Raw genomic sequence first — 15,481 nt, forward strand, 5'->3', positions numbered from 1 at the left:
TTAAAACAAGCTTGGTGTGGAGGACTTCTCAGGCGTCTTCTTACGCTTGGGCTTCGCCTTGGTTGGTGTCGCTTCGACCGGCTGGCCGTCAATTCGCGTCACCTGAATCGACTCACTGAGTGATTGTACTTTGTCGACCAGCGGCTGATGGCACGTCAGCATGATAATCTGAATCTGCGGATCGAAATCCATGAGGACCTTGAGCGTCGCAATTTGGCGCGCATCGTCGAAGTTGACCAGGATGTCATCCATTAGCACGGGCATTGGCTCGGCACGTTCGCAATAGTGCCGAATGTACGCCAGGCGAATCGCCAGGTAAAGCTGCTCGCGTGTGCCGGTGCTTAGCTCCGAAGGCTTGCGGCGAAGTTCGTTCGGCCCGCTCAGGATGAGGCCCCCTTCGTGATCGGGGTCGTGCTCGACCTTGGTATATCTTCCCTCCGTCATTTGCTCGATCAACTCACTGATGATCGAAAGGAGTTGCCCCGAGTTCTCTTCGCGAAATGCCTGCATGGCCCGGCCGAGCATTTCCTTCGCTATCAATAGCGGCCCCAGTCGGTCCAGGCAGTCAGAAAGCTCTGCTTGCAGGGCTTCGATCTTTCCTTGAGCCATGACGGCATGGCTGGTTTGATCGACATCACGAAGTTGATGGCCCAACTCGCCCAGTTGCCGGAGTACCTGTTCTTGAAGTTGTTTCGCTTCGGCATGCTCGCTGGTCGCCGAGGCCAAGTCCTGATTGAGGCTATCGACATCCAATGCCTCTAGAGCCTGTTGGAATGGCTCAGGCGGTTCCGACTCGCGAACGAGCGCCAACTGGGTTTCGATCTCGGCCAGCTCTCTTTCAAGGGCTTGTTTCTCGCGGACGATTTGCGAAACGACTTCCAACTGCTCATCCGTTTCGGCATCGATTTGAGATCGCCATTGAGACAAACGCCCTTGAACTTCGGCCAGTTCCTTCTGGCTGCTCTCGAGAGACTCGGATCGGACTTGGCGTTTGATTTCCAGCTCTTTGCGACGTTCTCGCTGGTTTTCCGCTTCCGTAAGAATCGTTCCCAATCGCTGGGCGGCATTTTCCGGCGTCATATCGGCTAGCGGTTCGCCGGTTGCTACCACGACGGCTTCGACCTGGCCGGCGAATTGTTGCAGGCCGTTTTCCATGTCCCCGATCCGCTGCTGCAGCCCATCCGCACTGACCAGCTTGGCCTGCACTTTTTCGACGGCTTGAATCAGATCGGCAGCCGTCTCCAGGTCGACACCGCCAATCGTGTCAAAGACCGACAGGATCTCCGCAGCTTCCGCTTGGATTGCCGAAAGCTGCTGCTGCCGCTTTTCGTTCTGACTGAACGCACTCTTGCGGTTGTCGCGGTTGAGTTGCCGCCGATTTTCCAACTGATCGCGACGCTGTTGATCTGATTGAACACGCTTGAGAAACGACTCAAGCCAAGCGGTTGCTTCTTCGGCGGCAATATCGCTCGCTACCAAATCGTGCTCACGCAAGAGTCCAGTCGTCGCCTCGATGCGGCGATCGAGTTCGGTGATCTCTTGTTCGGTTTGCGAGATCTCCGACTGGGTTTCGACGAGGGCCAGGTAGGTAGCTCGCCAGGGCAGCATCTCTTGCGGAGACTTCGGAGTGAGCTCGACTGGCTGCCACTCGTCGGTCCAGGCTTGCCATGTTTCCTGACGGCTGGTCATGAGTTGCGCCAAATGCTTTTCGCGATCTGACAGACGCTGTTCGAGCGTGCGGATTGTCCCCTGCATGGCCTGTTGATCGGCCAGCATTTGGGCATGACGGTACCTTTCGTCCGCCAGGTTGTCGGTTTGCTCTAACTGTTGGTCGAGTGTTTCTGCGTGCGACTTGTTCTGCTCCGCAGGCAACGCGTCCTCTTGGCCCAGCAATTGAGAACGCAGCGACTGCCACGTCTGGTTACGCTCCTTACGGGCCGAATGCAGTTCCTCTTCCGAGACCAGTTGGGCACTCTGTTCGAGACGGCGCAACTCATCGTTCTTGGTTCCCAGTTCGTCAGACGTCTCGCGAACGGAAGATTCAGCGGCACGTATCTGTTCGGCTAGCGATTGAAGCTCGGAATCGAACCGATGAATCGTTGGCTCCATCGGCAATGCCAGGGGCGCGGTGAAGTCGAGCTTGCGGCCAGCGATGGCGTCAATCGGGAGACGACGCTGCTCGAGATCGGCGGTTAACTTGCGAACGTGAACTGCCATGTCCGCGCGACGAGCAATCGACTGACGTAGTGGATCGATGTTGGCATGCAGGCGCTCGATCAACTCCGCCGGATGCTGCGGAATCTCGGCCAGGGTCGCTTCGATCTCTTGGATGTCGCGATCCAGGCGTTCGACCTCAGGCGTATGCGATTCAATTTCGGTCGTTAACTTCTGAAACGTCTTGGTTAATTGCTGGATCTTGTTCCGCTGCGTGAGCGTCAATTCAAACTTGGCGATCTGATCGAGCTGGAGCTTCGGATCAATCCGAAGCAAAATGGACTCGGCCTCGTCGAGGTCGCGCTGCCGATCCTGCGTACGCAGGGGAATGTCGCGGCGATACCCTTGGACCTCTTTGATTCCGAACAACAGAGACCGGATTGCTTCGCCTGATTCGATAACTCGCGCATTGAACTCAATCGCCGCAATCTCCTGCTCGAGCTGTTTCAGGTCGAGCGTCAGGTTTTCGACTTCACTGGTAAGCTTGGCTGCTTGTCGTCGTGTTTGCGATAGCTCTTCCAGAGCATCGGCCGGAAACGACTGGGGTGCTTCCAGTTTCGCCAATTGCTGCTGCTTGGCCTGTCGCTTGATCCACAGCGGATGGGCTTTGCGGAGACGTTCCAGGTGCTGCTGCTTGCGGTAGACCTTGTCCAGCGTCGAGCTAAGGCGAGTCAGTTCTTCCTCGCAGCGGCGGGCCTCGGTCAGCCACTCTTCATACTCGGCAGGGCGAAGGGATGACTGCTTAAGCTCGGTTTTCAGAGCTTTGATGTCCGACAGAATCGAATTGATCTTTTGCTTCTGACCACGACTTTTGAAAAGACTCTCGGTCTCTTCGTCGATGCTCTTGAGCAGTTCCTTGTAGTCGTGCAGTCGGCCCAGACCGCCGCCGAACAGGGCTTCATCCAGGTTGGCTTCTTTCAGGCTCTCTTCGCCGGTCGCAAGTTCCTTGAGAGAGAACCCAAACACATGTTCGTACAGACGCTGGTCGGCTCCGCTGATGAGTTGCTTCCAACGATCTTCGTCGATCTCTTCGTCTTGATACGTGCCCGATAGCGTGTTCTTGTTGCCTTGGCGGCGAACGATTTGGAGATCTTCGCCGTCGGCCATGGTTAGCTGGGCGGTGGCCTTCATCTTCTTTTTCGTCGAATCGGGCGCAAACGGGTTGCTCTTGGCGTGCAAGAACCCGAACAGCAGTTCGCGTACTGCTTGCAGTAGCGTCGACTTGCCTGCCTCGTTTCGGCCATAGACAACTTGCAGGCTATGGGTCTGAAACGCGAAGCCTTGCTCGACGTGAATGCCGTAGTTTTCCAGTTCCAGGTGACGTAATTTCATTCGCTTGCGGCCCCTAATCGACTGCGGAGAAGCTGCTCGGCTGCGGTGATCCACTGAGGCAGACGCTCGTCCAAGGTTCCTTCGTCGCTCAAGGCGATGTGCTGAGCACTCACTTTGTCGAGCACCGGTTTGACGAGTTCTTCCAGCTGCTTCGTCGCTTCCTTGTCCTCTTGAACCTGGTCGAACTGCTGGGCGATCGATCCCCAAAGATCGTGCGTATCTTGAAGCGAAGCCTGGGACTCCGGCTGCGTTTCGAAGCGGATCTTTTCGATCCAGATCTCGTCGTCAATGGCTTCGGCGGCGTTGTGAATTTCGCCCAGCACTTCGCCCCGCTTGATCAGATCGGACAGCTGCTCATGAACTCTCGTTGCCCCGCAGAAGGTCAGACGAAAGGCCGACCCGAGTCCCTGGTGCTGGTCGTGGCCTGCTTGAATCGCGGAGCCTGCTTTGGCCAAAACACCTTCCAGCGAGGTTTCCTGCGAGACGTCAAGAACCAGTTCCTGCCAACGCAGGGAATCGGTCGGATGAAAGGTAACCTCCTTGAGCGACTCCCCTTCCACTTCGGCAATCAGGCATCCTTTGGCACCCGGTTCGCGAATGTGACGCCCTTGAGGATTGCCGCTGTAAGCGACGTACGGCTCGGTGGAAAGAGGTTCTGTATTTCGCAGATGAATGTGCCCCAAGGCCCAGTAGTCGTAACCACGGCTGCGGAGTGTTTCGATGGTCGTGGGAGCGTACGTATCGTGATGTTCGTTACCGGTCAGGCTGGTGTGAAGCATGGCGACATTGAACATCCCGTTGACGCGCTGCGGATACTTTGCGGCGAGGTCGATCATCACTTCGCGGTCGGCAAAGCCTTGGCCGTGAATCGCGATACCGATGTCTTCCAGGGCAATCGTCGTTGGGTTGTCATGAGGAAGTTCGATCACGTTCTCGGGCCAGCGAATCTTGCGTTGAATCTGGCTGACGGCATCATGGTTGCCGCGAATGTAATAGACCCCAATATCTGCATCGGCCAAGCGGCGGAATTGACCGGCAACCCACTGGCCGGAATGCATGTCCTTCCAATCGCCGTCGAACAGGTCACCTGCGATCAAGATGAACGCCACCTGCTGTTCGATTGCTAAGTCGACGATACGCTCAAGCGCCGTACGGGTCGCACGCTGGACGCGGCGCATCATCGCTTCGTCGCGCACGGCGAGGCCTCGCAGTGGGCTGTCGATATGAAGATCGGCAGTGTGAATGAATTTCGTCATGAAGTACTTTTTTCCTGCCATGTGATGATCTTCGGTCCGTGCACGAAGAACAGCGTGCCTCGGATGGCTGAGCTGGGGAGCTTGAAGATCTGGGCGACTGCCTGGCGATAGGCGTTGACCTGAGGGCGATAGTGGTCGACTTTTTCCTTCAAGGCAGACTCGTCCTCGAAGGAATCGGTTTTGAAATCGATCACGTCGGCGGCAACCACCTGGCCGCCACGTTGTACCAAGACGAGCCGGTCGATGGACCCACGCAAGACCGAACCTTGGTGCGTGATCGCGAAGGGGAACTCGCGATGCACACTTAATACGTCCTTGGCGTTTGCCCCGGACCACCAGGCCTTGGCGAGGTACTGTTGGTTACTGAGAAGCTCGCCCGCTGGGCCAGATTTCAGGATCGATTCAAAGTGACTGAAGGCTCCGTCGTAGGCAAACTCGCCGTACTGGGCCCGTGCCGAAGCGATCATCTGCTCTCGATCAGCGGTAAACGTTTCAATCCAGCCGACTGACTCCATCCAGTGATGCATGGCCGAACCGTACTGCATTCCGGCAGTCACCACCTGTTGCTTGAGCAAGTCCTTGACGCGTCGCATACGCCCGCCTTCGAGAGACGATGGGGCAACGAACTCGCCCAGCGCACCTTGTGGCGTTGGTTTGAGCTGAATGGGAAGTCGCTCCTCGGCCGCTGCCTGAGTCGATTCGGTTTCATCCGCCTTCATTTCGAGCGACTCGTACCAGGTAGAATCGCCTTTTTCATAAAGCAGCTGATTTTCTTCGGGGAAGGGAATCTCAGTGAGGCCGTTGAGGATGATGCCTGAGAATGACTTGGATGGGCCATCGCCGCCGGACTTGGGTTTCGGACGCGGCTTGATGACCATGTGCAGAGCATGCACGGCGCGGGTCAATGCGACGTACAGCACACATAGCGATTCGACGACGTTCTTTTGCTGCGTTTCCTCGAAGATCGTTTGAACCGCGTCAGGCAGCATCGGTTGAAGCGACTCGGATACGTAATGGGTTACGCCACTGATCGGTCCGATCTGATCGTCACGCCGCAGCACGAAACTGTCGGTTTGCGGTGGGATTCGGTTGTCCAGCTCAGGCAGGAAGACCGCATCGAATTCCAAGCCTTTGGACTGATGGATGTTCATCACGCGGACTGCCGCACTCGACGAATCACCCACACGCTGCGATTGAATGAAGCGGACAAAGTCCTGGCTGCGGAGCGTAGCTTTCGATTGGTAAGCGAACGCCAGACGTTCCAGCTGTTCCAGACGCCGCTGTTCCCGCGGGGTGCACTCAGGATGAAGGTGCTTGGCCCAGCGGCTGATGGCTGCGCCGTATCCATCGACCAGCAGTTCGCGTCGCAGACCATTGGCGACCTCTTCCCACTGCGAATTGCTTTGGACTGCCGATCCCAGTAATTCGACCAACGGCGACTGAACCACATGGAAGCGAGCTGCCGTGTTGCCGGGGTGATCGATCCACTCCAGAAGCGACAGCATGAGCTGCACGGCGGCCGAATCAGTAAGCGGGTTACCCCCTTCTTCACTGGCCATCACATCCAGCTCGCGAAGCAGGTAGATCATCGACGCGATTGTCGCATTGCGTCGAACGAGAACGCCGATCGAGATGTGCGGCGCTTGGCGATGAAGTTCTGCTACCCGATTGGCGGTTAAAGCGATGACCTGATCGTCCGATGGCTTCCCTTCGATGTCCATCGGGGCTGACTCGAGCGTCACATGCCCTGGTAATTCTTCGCGGGCCGTCTCGTGGGGGTGGAAGAAGTTGAGCCAGTGATCAATACCACTGCGCATCTTCCCAGCAGCCGGGAAATTACGAAGCTTGCCGAAGATACGATTCACCGTCTCCATGATCAAAGGGGACGAGCGGTAGCTCTTGTCCATGTCCTCGGGATTGATCCCAGGCAGCGTCTTTTGAACGGCATCGAAGATTTCAGCGACACCTCCACGCCAGGCGTAGATGGCCTGCTTCATGTCCCCCACGCACAGGATCGAGCGGTCCTTCGGCTGGGTGGCGATCTTCTGGGCGACCGGCCGAATCACGTCCCATTGCACCGGCGAGGTGTCCTGGAACTCGTCGAGCAAGAGATGCTCGATCTTTCGGTCGAGCCGAAACTGGTTTTGAATGTCGGAGCTGTTCTCCAACGCGTCACTCAACCGGCGCGTCACGTCTTCAAAGCGGTATCCACGGTGTTGCCACTTGAGACGTTCGTAGTGAGTATGAAAACGATCCAGTAGTTGGTAGGCACCGCGATTCTGATCGATCGTACGTCCGATCAGAATGCTCTGCACATAACGCACTAGCGTTTGATACACGCGGACGACGTCGTCAGGAATTGGCTTGCGGCTGTAGGTGTCTTCGCCTGCGATGATCTTGGGCGGTAGGCCAGTGTCGAGGAACTTGGGCCACAACTGATCGCGAAACCGCTGGACATCGGCCACCATGGCCTTCTTCAGCGCCTTTTGATCCGCCGGGTAGCTGTCGAGAAACTCGATGGCATCCTCTACTTCCTTTTCCTTTGGAGCGGCAGCCATCGAAAGAACTTGCCACGAGTTCTCGTCTGACTCGAGGTAGACGCCGTACAGGTCGTTGACCACGCTCATGACCAGTCGTGAAACGCTACGCTCGGAACTTCCTTTGCTCAGCAGGTGCAAAAGTTGGATGACTTCGTTCGTTTCCGGGTGGGCGAGAACTCGGTTCACGGCATCCATCCGCAGACGCTGGTCGTCGACATCATCGATGATCGTCCAGTCTGGCGGCAGACCTAGTTCAAAACTGAAGCATTGCGCGAGCCGGATGAAATGGCTGTCGAGCGTTTTGACCTGCAGGCGATGCATCTGTTGCGGAATCTTCTGCAGCGTTCGCAGGCAGTCTTCTTTGGTGAGTGGATCGCCTTCGAGCGAACCATTGAGTTCGTCCAGCTTGTCAGGATCGATCGCGGCCACAGCTAAACGCATCATGATGCGGTCGAGAATCTCACCGGCAGCTTTCCGCGTGAACGTGGTCGCCAGGATTTCATCGGGCCGACCGCTATGGGCGACGATCCCGAGGTATCGACTCGAGAGGCGGAAGGTCTTACCACTTCCGGCCGAGGCGCGAATCAGCGTGTTGGGAAAGGGAGTTGGATTAGCGCTCATTAGGCAGGCTCCCATTTTCCGAGAACGGTATCTTGGCAAATCCGTGAGAATTCGTCTTCGTAGCGGGCCTGACCAGGAGGGAAGAACTTTCCAGCACGGATTTCGCGAATGGCGTTGACGATGGTGAGGTCGGCCTGGTCAAGGTCTTCCTCTTTCCACTTGGCCTGGCGGAAACGGACTTCTTCGCCAAGCTTGGGCAGGGTGATGTAGCCAAGCGTAACTTCGCCTCGTACGCCGACGCTTTTCACCAGGTGACGGTAGAAGGGAAGCTGAACGCTGACCCATTGCTTGTCATCGCGAGGACCGATCTGATGGTCTTTCTCGGGATCGCCGGTACTGTCGCCGGTCTTGTAGTCCCACACGGCCCATTGCCCCGACTCGGGATGATGGTCGATTCGGTCGATGCGACCTTCCAACTCGATCTCGGTACCGTCCACTTTGATAGTCGGATAGGGGCCAGATACTTCCGCTTCGCAGCGAAAAATGGTCCAGCCATTCTGACGGTGCTGTGCCTGACCAGAGGCAAAGGCTCGCAGCCGCAGACGCAACTGTTCGATCTGCAGCTTGATCGTCGCCAAGGGGCTTTTGCCGTACCGTTTGGCGGCCAAGGTGCTTAATTCGGCCGAAAGGAAATCGAAGATGATCTTTTCGTCGGGCGAGTCCTTCACCTCACTCGTGCCGAAAGCTTGCAACGTGTCGTGAGCCAGGTTGCCAAACGCACCTCCATCGAGTTCCGTGCTCCAGTCATCTTCGCCGCGAAGCCCCACGACGTACTTGAGGAAGAATCGATAAGGGCATTTCAAATACTGATTGATACGCGTTGCCGAGAACCGATCCCAGGCAGGCATTTCAACCACTTCCAGGCGATCGGGGAGAGGAATTGCGATGCGTTGTCGATGGTCCTGCGACTTTTCGCTGGGGCGTTTGGCCTCGTTCTGCGGATCTTCTGGCGTGCCGAAGAACTTGTGCACGCGCGCGGCTAAATCGGTCGTGCCACCAGTGAACAGCAGCCGGCTGGGTGCCAGCGGATCGCCGTCGGCACTGCGTTTTGGAACGATCCACTTGACCGCTTCGCGCGAGTGCTGAATGACCTGAACCTGGTAGGCATCACGGGCATAGCGTAGCGAGTCGTCTTCTAGTCCCAACAGGTTTCGCAAGGAGTTGGGCAGGAACAAGTCTGCCGTGTTCGCACTGGGAATCAATCCGTCATTGAAGCTGGTGACGACGCAGACCGGGGCATCCATCAACGGAAGTTCCAGCCAGCCTAACGCTTCTATCGCCTCGGGGTCATGTTCGGCGGGGATCATCGACGAAGTCAACTGGCTCTTAAGAACCCGCAGTATTTCCGATGCCCCAAACGCTTGCGAAAGCGACTCGGGAATGTCATTCCACTGGGCCATGGCTTCATTAATCGATTGAAGCGGTCGAGCAAGTTGGAAGTTCGCCTCGGTATCGAGGTCGATCACCTGAGTTCCATAAACCGAAAGAAGAAGCTCTCGAACTTGATCAGCCCACTGCGGTAGCGAGCGTTTCTCGCCGACAAACGGCGCGGCAAGTTCGTTGAGCTTGGCGACGGCTTGCGATACTTCTTCGTTTTGAATCGAATTATCGATGACATCCGGCAGGCGATGGTTGAACCAGTTGTCGAGCTTCTCGATGCCGGCCGGGGCGAACTTCAATGCATGAAACAGGTCGGGGTGTCGCAGAGCAGAAGCCAGGGCGTGGTACTGCCGCGTTTGCGAGAGCTCGATGATTGTCTCGATCAAGCGGAAGGGAAGGGTGCTCACCACCGAACGACCGGGACCATAGCGGCACGTGAGTCCGTGTTGACCAAAGATACGGCGGACCTCGCCCAAAAGGTTCTCGTCCGGGAGGCCCACGATCACATCTTTGGCCGTGTACTTGTCTGCGACCGCGGCGATCGCTCCAGCGGCTTCGTCGGCTTGTTGGGTTGGACCGTCAACAATGGCGACCGATTCCCAGTCCAACTCAATCGCTTCGTCCGCCCAGGCATCGGCAACCAAGCAGCCGTGCTCATCAAAGTGGTCGGACCAACTATCTGGGGCACCGACAATCGCGGTGACCTTTCCTCCTTTGCCGGCAACCTGATCGAGCATCTGGCGCGTCGCACGATTCAAGTCGACGGTCGCAAGCAAGACAATGTGCGCGTCACTGTGGCATTCGTTATGTTTGATGGCGTAAAGTCGAGCCGACTGCTTATCCCACATCTGCAGTGCATCGAGCCGGGCCAGATAGGCGTTTTGCAGTTTCGCCAGAACATCCCATCGAGGCTGTTCAGTGAAGTCTTCCAGTGAGTGGGCTTTCTGAGCGACTTCCGTGAAGTCGAGGGCGTCAGAAACGAGTTCTCGATAGACGCGTCGCACCGAATCGCCGTAGTCACGCCAGGTGCCGAGATCGTTGGCATCGGGCGGGAAGGGAATCAGCGGCTTGAGGGGCTCGTTGCCAAACGCGCGCAGCGTTTCACCCCAGGCAAATTGTTGGGTTAACTCCGACGCAAAGGGAAGCTTGGCTTCGTAGAGATGTTCGGGAAGTTGGCCAACGGTGATGATCCCAGGCGGAATGAGGGAACGTCCGTCCCTTTCTACTTTCTGGATGAGTAGTTCGGTCAGTCGACGCCCTGCCAAACCACCCGGTACGACGACCAGACAGTGGGAAAGATCGACCAGCGGGAGGTTCTCAGGCGAGACGGTAGCCGCCTGGATCAGCCAATCGGCTGCCGAATGAAGGATGGGGCGGTCCCAGGTTACAAATTCACGAGAAATCACCATCGAGCCGTCCATGGGGAAGGTAGGGATCATGCCACAGGTAGGATACCTCTCCTCGGCTTGGAGGTGAAGTCACCCCACCATGAAAGGCAACACTTCCCTATCTTCGCATTTGGGCGTGACACGGTTGGTCACGCGGCTCAATCGAGTGATCTATTTCCCGAGAATTTGATCGTAAACGCCTGCGACACCTCGGGCCATGGCGACGTCTGAGAAGGACTCGGCATGGCGAGCGAGGGCTGACGTACGAATCTTTCGCCAATCTTCTCGCCCCGTCAGAACGGCCTCGATCCGTTGGGCCAGATGCTCCGCATCGTTCGGCTTGGCGATGATTCCACTCTCGCCGTCGGTGATGGCCTCGGTAACTCCTTCGACATCGGTGGCCACGACCGGCGTGCCGGCCGCCATCGATTCGAGCACCACCATCGGTAGGCCTTCGCCGAACAGACTTGGCAGAACGAACAGGTCCATCTGAGAGAACTGGGCATTCACGTCACGCGTGAAACCAACCCAGTCGATTGCATCTTCCAGCTTTAGCTGTTGAACACGTTCGTGAATCGTCGCTTCGTATTCCGGGGTCTCGAAAGGACCCACCGCACGCAGACGAACCATGTGCCCTTGTTCGCGCAGCTTGGCCATCGCATCGAGCAAGACTTCCAGGCCCTTGCGAGGTCGGAACAAGGCGACCGTTCCCAGGGTCCAATCGCCGCAAGGAAGCTCACGCTGGGGAACGTCTGCCACTTGTGGCACGCCATTGTGCACGATCGTCAGGCGATTGTCCCCTACGCCCAGGCCACGCATATGGCCGGCCAGGCTATTGGAAACACACACTAGTTGAGAAGCATTGGCGATCGCGGTCTGTTCGATCTTTTGATTGACCCAGTTCTGCCACTTGCGAGTTGAGTCTCGCGATGTCGGACTGTGGACGTGGTAAACAAACGGCACACCCGTCAGGTAAGACGCCCCCATGGCCAGCATCGCGGTGCGGGGCGTGTGGGCATGGATGACCTGAAACTTTTCCGCTTTGACCAGGTCGGCCAGATTCTTGGCCTGCCACAAATCGAACCGATGTCGCATGGGAAGGTCGAAGATAGGGCACTGGTCGGCAGCCCGTGCTTCGGCGAACTTGCCAGGCTTCACGCAGACGAAGCTGGCGTTGTAACCGAACTGAGGGAGACACTTGCCGAGCAAGTCTTGAACCCGTTCGGCACCGGAATAGTGCTCGCCGTTGATGACATGCACTACCTTAGCGAGCTTCGTCGGAACGCTCGCTTGGGCAGGCGATTCAACTTGAGGAGCTTCGGTGGGGATCGTGGGGATCGCCGTATCGGACATCGCGGGGCCTTTGCGTTTGAGTGCTGTTTCTCAAACGTAGGTTTTGGCCGCGTATTGCGTCGCATTCAATTAGGTGACAGCTAGGGTTTGCTGCACCAGCCGTACCGATTGTGCCGATTATGCGTTCAACCTGCACTGAGGCCGTGGTTTCCCCGGTTGCGACTATCCACCAAGCCAAAACAGCTTTCCGATTTCGGGAAGTTTGGCATAGAACAGATACCCACCAGCGATGAGCATACCCAGCGATGACGTCCACAAGCCAATATCCCACCAGATCCCGGGACGAAGCCGTGGATCAATGCGTCGATAGCGGTAGTACAGGGCCGCGACGGAAAGCATCGGCAGCATGATGGCCTGCATCACACCGCTCAACAGCACCAATTGAGCCGGCTTCGGAATGAAGGTGTAGACCGTAAAGCAGAACAGCGGAAACGCGATGTTGAATACCGAAACGGTGTTGTGTAACGCGCGATCCGACGGCGGGATGATTCCGAACAAGCGAACGCCGTCGGCATCGACCCGTGCATGGCCTGCGTTGGCGACGAAGAACGTAGAGTACAGAACGGCAAACGCACCAAACAGAAACAGTGTCGGTGCCACCGACCCGAAGACCGGTTCGTACATCACGCTCAGCGTGCGGATCAACTCGGTGCTTTCCGGGTTCATGCCGGTTCGGCCGAGAATCGCCGCACCCAACAAGTAGAACGCAATGGTCGCAAACGTGTAGACGAGCATCGAGCCCCACGAGTCCCACTGCATGACCTTCAGCCAACCGGTTGCTCGACGAGCCCAGCCTTCGCTTTCGTCACGCTTGCCAGTGAAACGAGCGTATCCCTTCTCGACGCACCAGTAGGGATACGTAATTAACTCGGCCGCACCTACACCAATGATACCGAAGGTTGCCAGGGCCGTGATGACGGGGGTTGTGCCGGCGATCGAGGGATCTGGCAGGCTAAAGCTCAGCCCTTTGAGGACCTCGCTCCCGGAGATCGCCCATTCAGGCGTGAACTGAAGCGCGCACAAATTACCGATCGTGATCAGGGTGAATCCGGCAACCAGGACGGTCGAGAAGTTCTGAATGAAGTGATACCTGCCTAAGTAAAGCAGCACTGACGTGATCACCGCGATGAGGCCTGCCCAAAGCTTATCGTCGATGCTCACGATCGAGGCCTTGATGCTCTCCATTTCATTTCGAGCATCCTGAATACGGCTTTCGATCTGCTTGGAGGACGACTCATTAGCAGCTTCGGCGAGAGTGATTTGTTCGGCTTGCACGAGGCGGCGGAGACTTAAGTAACGGGCCGATTGCGCGCCTTGGGCTGCTTCCAGTTCGGCAATACGGGCCTGGGCTGCAAGCTTTGCGTCATCATCACCACGTTGACCAGCGAGCCGGACGAGGGTCTCTTGAACTTGGATGTCGGCTTGTGCTTTGGCGAACTCGTTGAACGTTCGCCCCTTCTCGGTAAGGGGAATACTGATCTGCAGGGCTTGCCCAACGCTTCCGACGATCCCGCCGAGCTGGGCCAGGCTGGCCAACGTCATCAGCAGCCAATAAACCATCAGCCAGTTCACACGATAGGGCTTGCCCCAGGCCTTGAAGGAGATCGCCGGGCCGGGGATTTCATTCAAGCCATCCAGGGCCGTCTTGCCGGAAGTGATGGTATAACGGCCGAATTCGACTTGGACGAAGACCTTGATCACACAGCCGAGAATGATGAGCCACAGCAGGGCAAAGCCGGCTTCGGCACCTGTTTTGGTGGTCGCGATCAGTTCGCCTGAGCCAACGATCGAGCCTGCCACGATCAACCCAGGACCTAGCCAGGACAGCGTGGATAAGAAAGTAGTTGGGGGCTCGACAGTGGTGGTGATATCGTCGATTGGTTCTTCGTCGGGCGCGGCGCCAGACGGCTGAGTTGCATCGCTCATGGGGGGCAAACGAGGTGAGGGGATGGGGGCCAGGGGATGAAGGAAGAGATCGGGGTACAAACTACCCCATTTTTACTGGCTTGAAAAGAAGTTGCCGCGTCAGGCGGCGGCGTCCGTGCCAAGAGATGCGACGGTCGCCTGGGATCGGTGCGACTACGAATTCAGCAAGCTGAATTGGATGAGGTGCACGTCGTTCTAGCGAGACTCATCGTAGTAGACGACTTCTTCTTCGACGATCTCTTCGGACGGAACCGTTTCGGTCACAACCGATTCCGATGAATACGGCGAGAATGCGGAACCAGCTCGGTGCCCACTTGCTTGCGCTTCGTCGTAGGCTGCGTACGAGTAGTCAAACGGGTGACTGCACATCGTGCATCCGACGTTCGCCATCAGAACTACGGAAGCGAGGAGGGTAAGCAACTTCTTCATGGCATTGCAGCCTTGGTATGTGGGAGCTAATCGTCACAGTAAGTCGGTTCAGAATCATCTTCGACCAAACCGGCTTGGTAAATTGAGTTGAATTTGACGATTGTTCCGATTTTGCGGACCAGTTCCGCTAGCAAGACCAGAGGAACGTCTGAGCGTTCCTCTGGGGCATCTTTTCGGTTGTCTGTCGGCCGAATCGCCTAGGCAATCAGCTTATTGCGCCGCGCCATTCGCTGACGAATAGGAGGCTGCGTGTCGATGATCCGTACGACATCTTGCCACTGCAGCGTTTCTGCACCGAGGGCATCGACAATCGCTAGCAGTTCTTCCCAGTCCTCATCGTTGGCGACCGAGAAACGCAGGTCACCGCGATTCAAGCAATCGGGGACCGGAATCATTTCCACGGCAAACAGTTCCGGGTAGTTGAGGAACGAACTGTCGACGCGATAGGCATCTGCGTTCGATTTCACTTCCCGATTGGCTTTGGCCAACGCCGCACTGCGGATCCACTCCGAGAACAAGCCGATCGAGGATTGGGAAGCGGGGCATCCATCTTCCAGGCAGTATCCGATGTAGTCTTTGTCCCCATGCATTTGCGCGGTGACCAAGAGCCGGTCGATCAGTACGGGATCGCAGAAAGGTGTTTCCAGCGGGACGCGGACGATCGAATCAGTAGGATACTGACGCGCCGCATCGGCCAGCCGTGCCAGGGGTGTTTCCTTCTTGCTCAAGTGGCAAGGAATGTCTAGTGGAATGAGAGAAACCAGATCGCGGTACTGCGGCTGGTCTGGCATGACGACGACGATGCCTTCGATCAATTCGGCTTCGGAAATACGACGTACCAGCCATTCGATAAGGGGAGTCGAATTGAGTTTTCGAGCTGCGAGTTTGCTGGGTAAGAGGCTGGAATCTTGGCCAGATCCCGGCGCCAACATGATGTCGTCGTCGATCTGGACGATGGCGAGATTTCTCATCGCGTCAATCCTTTATTGCGGGGGGGGCAGGGAACAGTGTCCGACACTGTGCATTTCTGGGGTCGCACCCA

General features: G+C 57.0%; 8 protein-coding genes. All 8 read right to left on the reverse strand.

Annotated elements, in window-relative coordinates; translation table 11 throughout:
- Positions 1–3,546: an AAA family ATPase gene (locus tag PSR63_RS18400; protein ID WP_274327142.1), complete on the reverse strand. Its 3,546-nt coding sequence runs from the start codon at positions 3,544–3,546 to the stop codon at positions 1–3.
- Positions 3,543–4,802 carry a metallophosphoesterase family protein gene (locus tag PSR63_RS18405; RefSeq protein ID WP_274327143.1) on the reverse strand — a complete coding sequence of 420 codons (1,260 nt, stop codon included), beginning with the start codon at positions 4,800–4,802 and terminating at the stop codon, positions 3,543–3,545. The genes PSR63_RS18400 and PSR63_RS18405 overlap by 4 nt, the downstream gene beginning before the upstream one ends.
- On the reverse strand, positions 4,799–7,963 hold the full coding sequence (locus tag PSR63_RS18410; protein WP_274327144.1) for a UvrD-helicase domain-containing protein: 3,165 nt from the start codon (positions 7,961–7,963) through the stop codon (positions 4,799–4,801). The genes PSR63_RS18405 and PSR63_RS18410 overlap by 4 nt, the downstream gene beginning before the upstream one ends.
- Positions 7,963–10,782: a PD-(D/E)XK nuclease family protein gene (locus PSR63_RS18415; RefSeq protein ID WP_274327145.1), complete on the reverse strand. Its 2,820-nt coding sequence runs from the start codon at positions 10,780–10,782 to the stop codon at positions 7,963–7,965. Before PSR63_RS18415 ends, PSR63_RS18410 begins: the two co-directional genes overlap by 1 nt.
- Positions 10,783–10,902: 120 nt before the next feature.
- On the reverse strand, positions 10,903–12,084 hold the full coding sequence (locus tag PSR63_RS18420) for a glycosyltransferase (RefSeq protein ID WP_274327146.1): 1,182 nt from the start codon (positions 12,082–12,084) through the stop codon (positions 10,903–10,905).
- A 162-nt stretch (positions 12,085–12,246) separates the two neighbouring features.
- Positions 12,247–14,010 (reverse strand): Nramp family divalent metal transporter, encoded by a 1,764-nt coding sequence (locus tag PSR63_RS18425; protein WP_274327147.1) that lies wholly within the window; start codon positions 14,008–14,010, stop codon positions 12,247–12,249.
- A gap of 195 nt (positions 14,011–14,205) precedes the next feature.
- Positions 14,206–14,439 carry a hypothetical protein gene (locus PSR63_RS18430; protein ID WP_274327148.1) on the reverse strand — a complete coding sequence of 78 codons (234 nt, stop codon included), beginning with the start codon at positions 14,437–14,439 and terminating at the stop codon, positions 14,206–14,208.
- 197 nt (positions 14,440–14,636) lie between these two features.
- Positions 14,637–15,410, reverse strand: coding sequence for an NTP transferase domain-containing protein (locus tag PSR63_RS18435; protein WP_274327149.1), 774 nt, complete (start codon positions 15,408–15,410; stop codon positions 14,637–14,639).
- Positions 15,411–15,481 lie beyond the last annotated feature (71 nt).

It is taken from the genome of Bremerella sp. P1, assembly GCF_028748185.1.
Taxonomy (GTDB): domain Bacteria; phylum Planctomycetota; class Planctomycetia; order Pirellulales; family Pirellulaceae; genus Bremerella.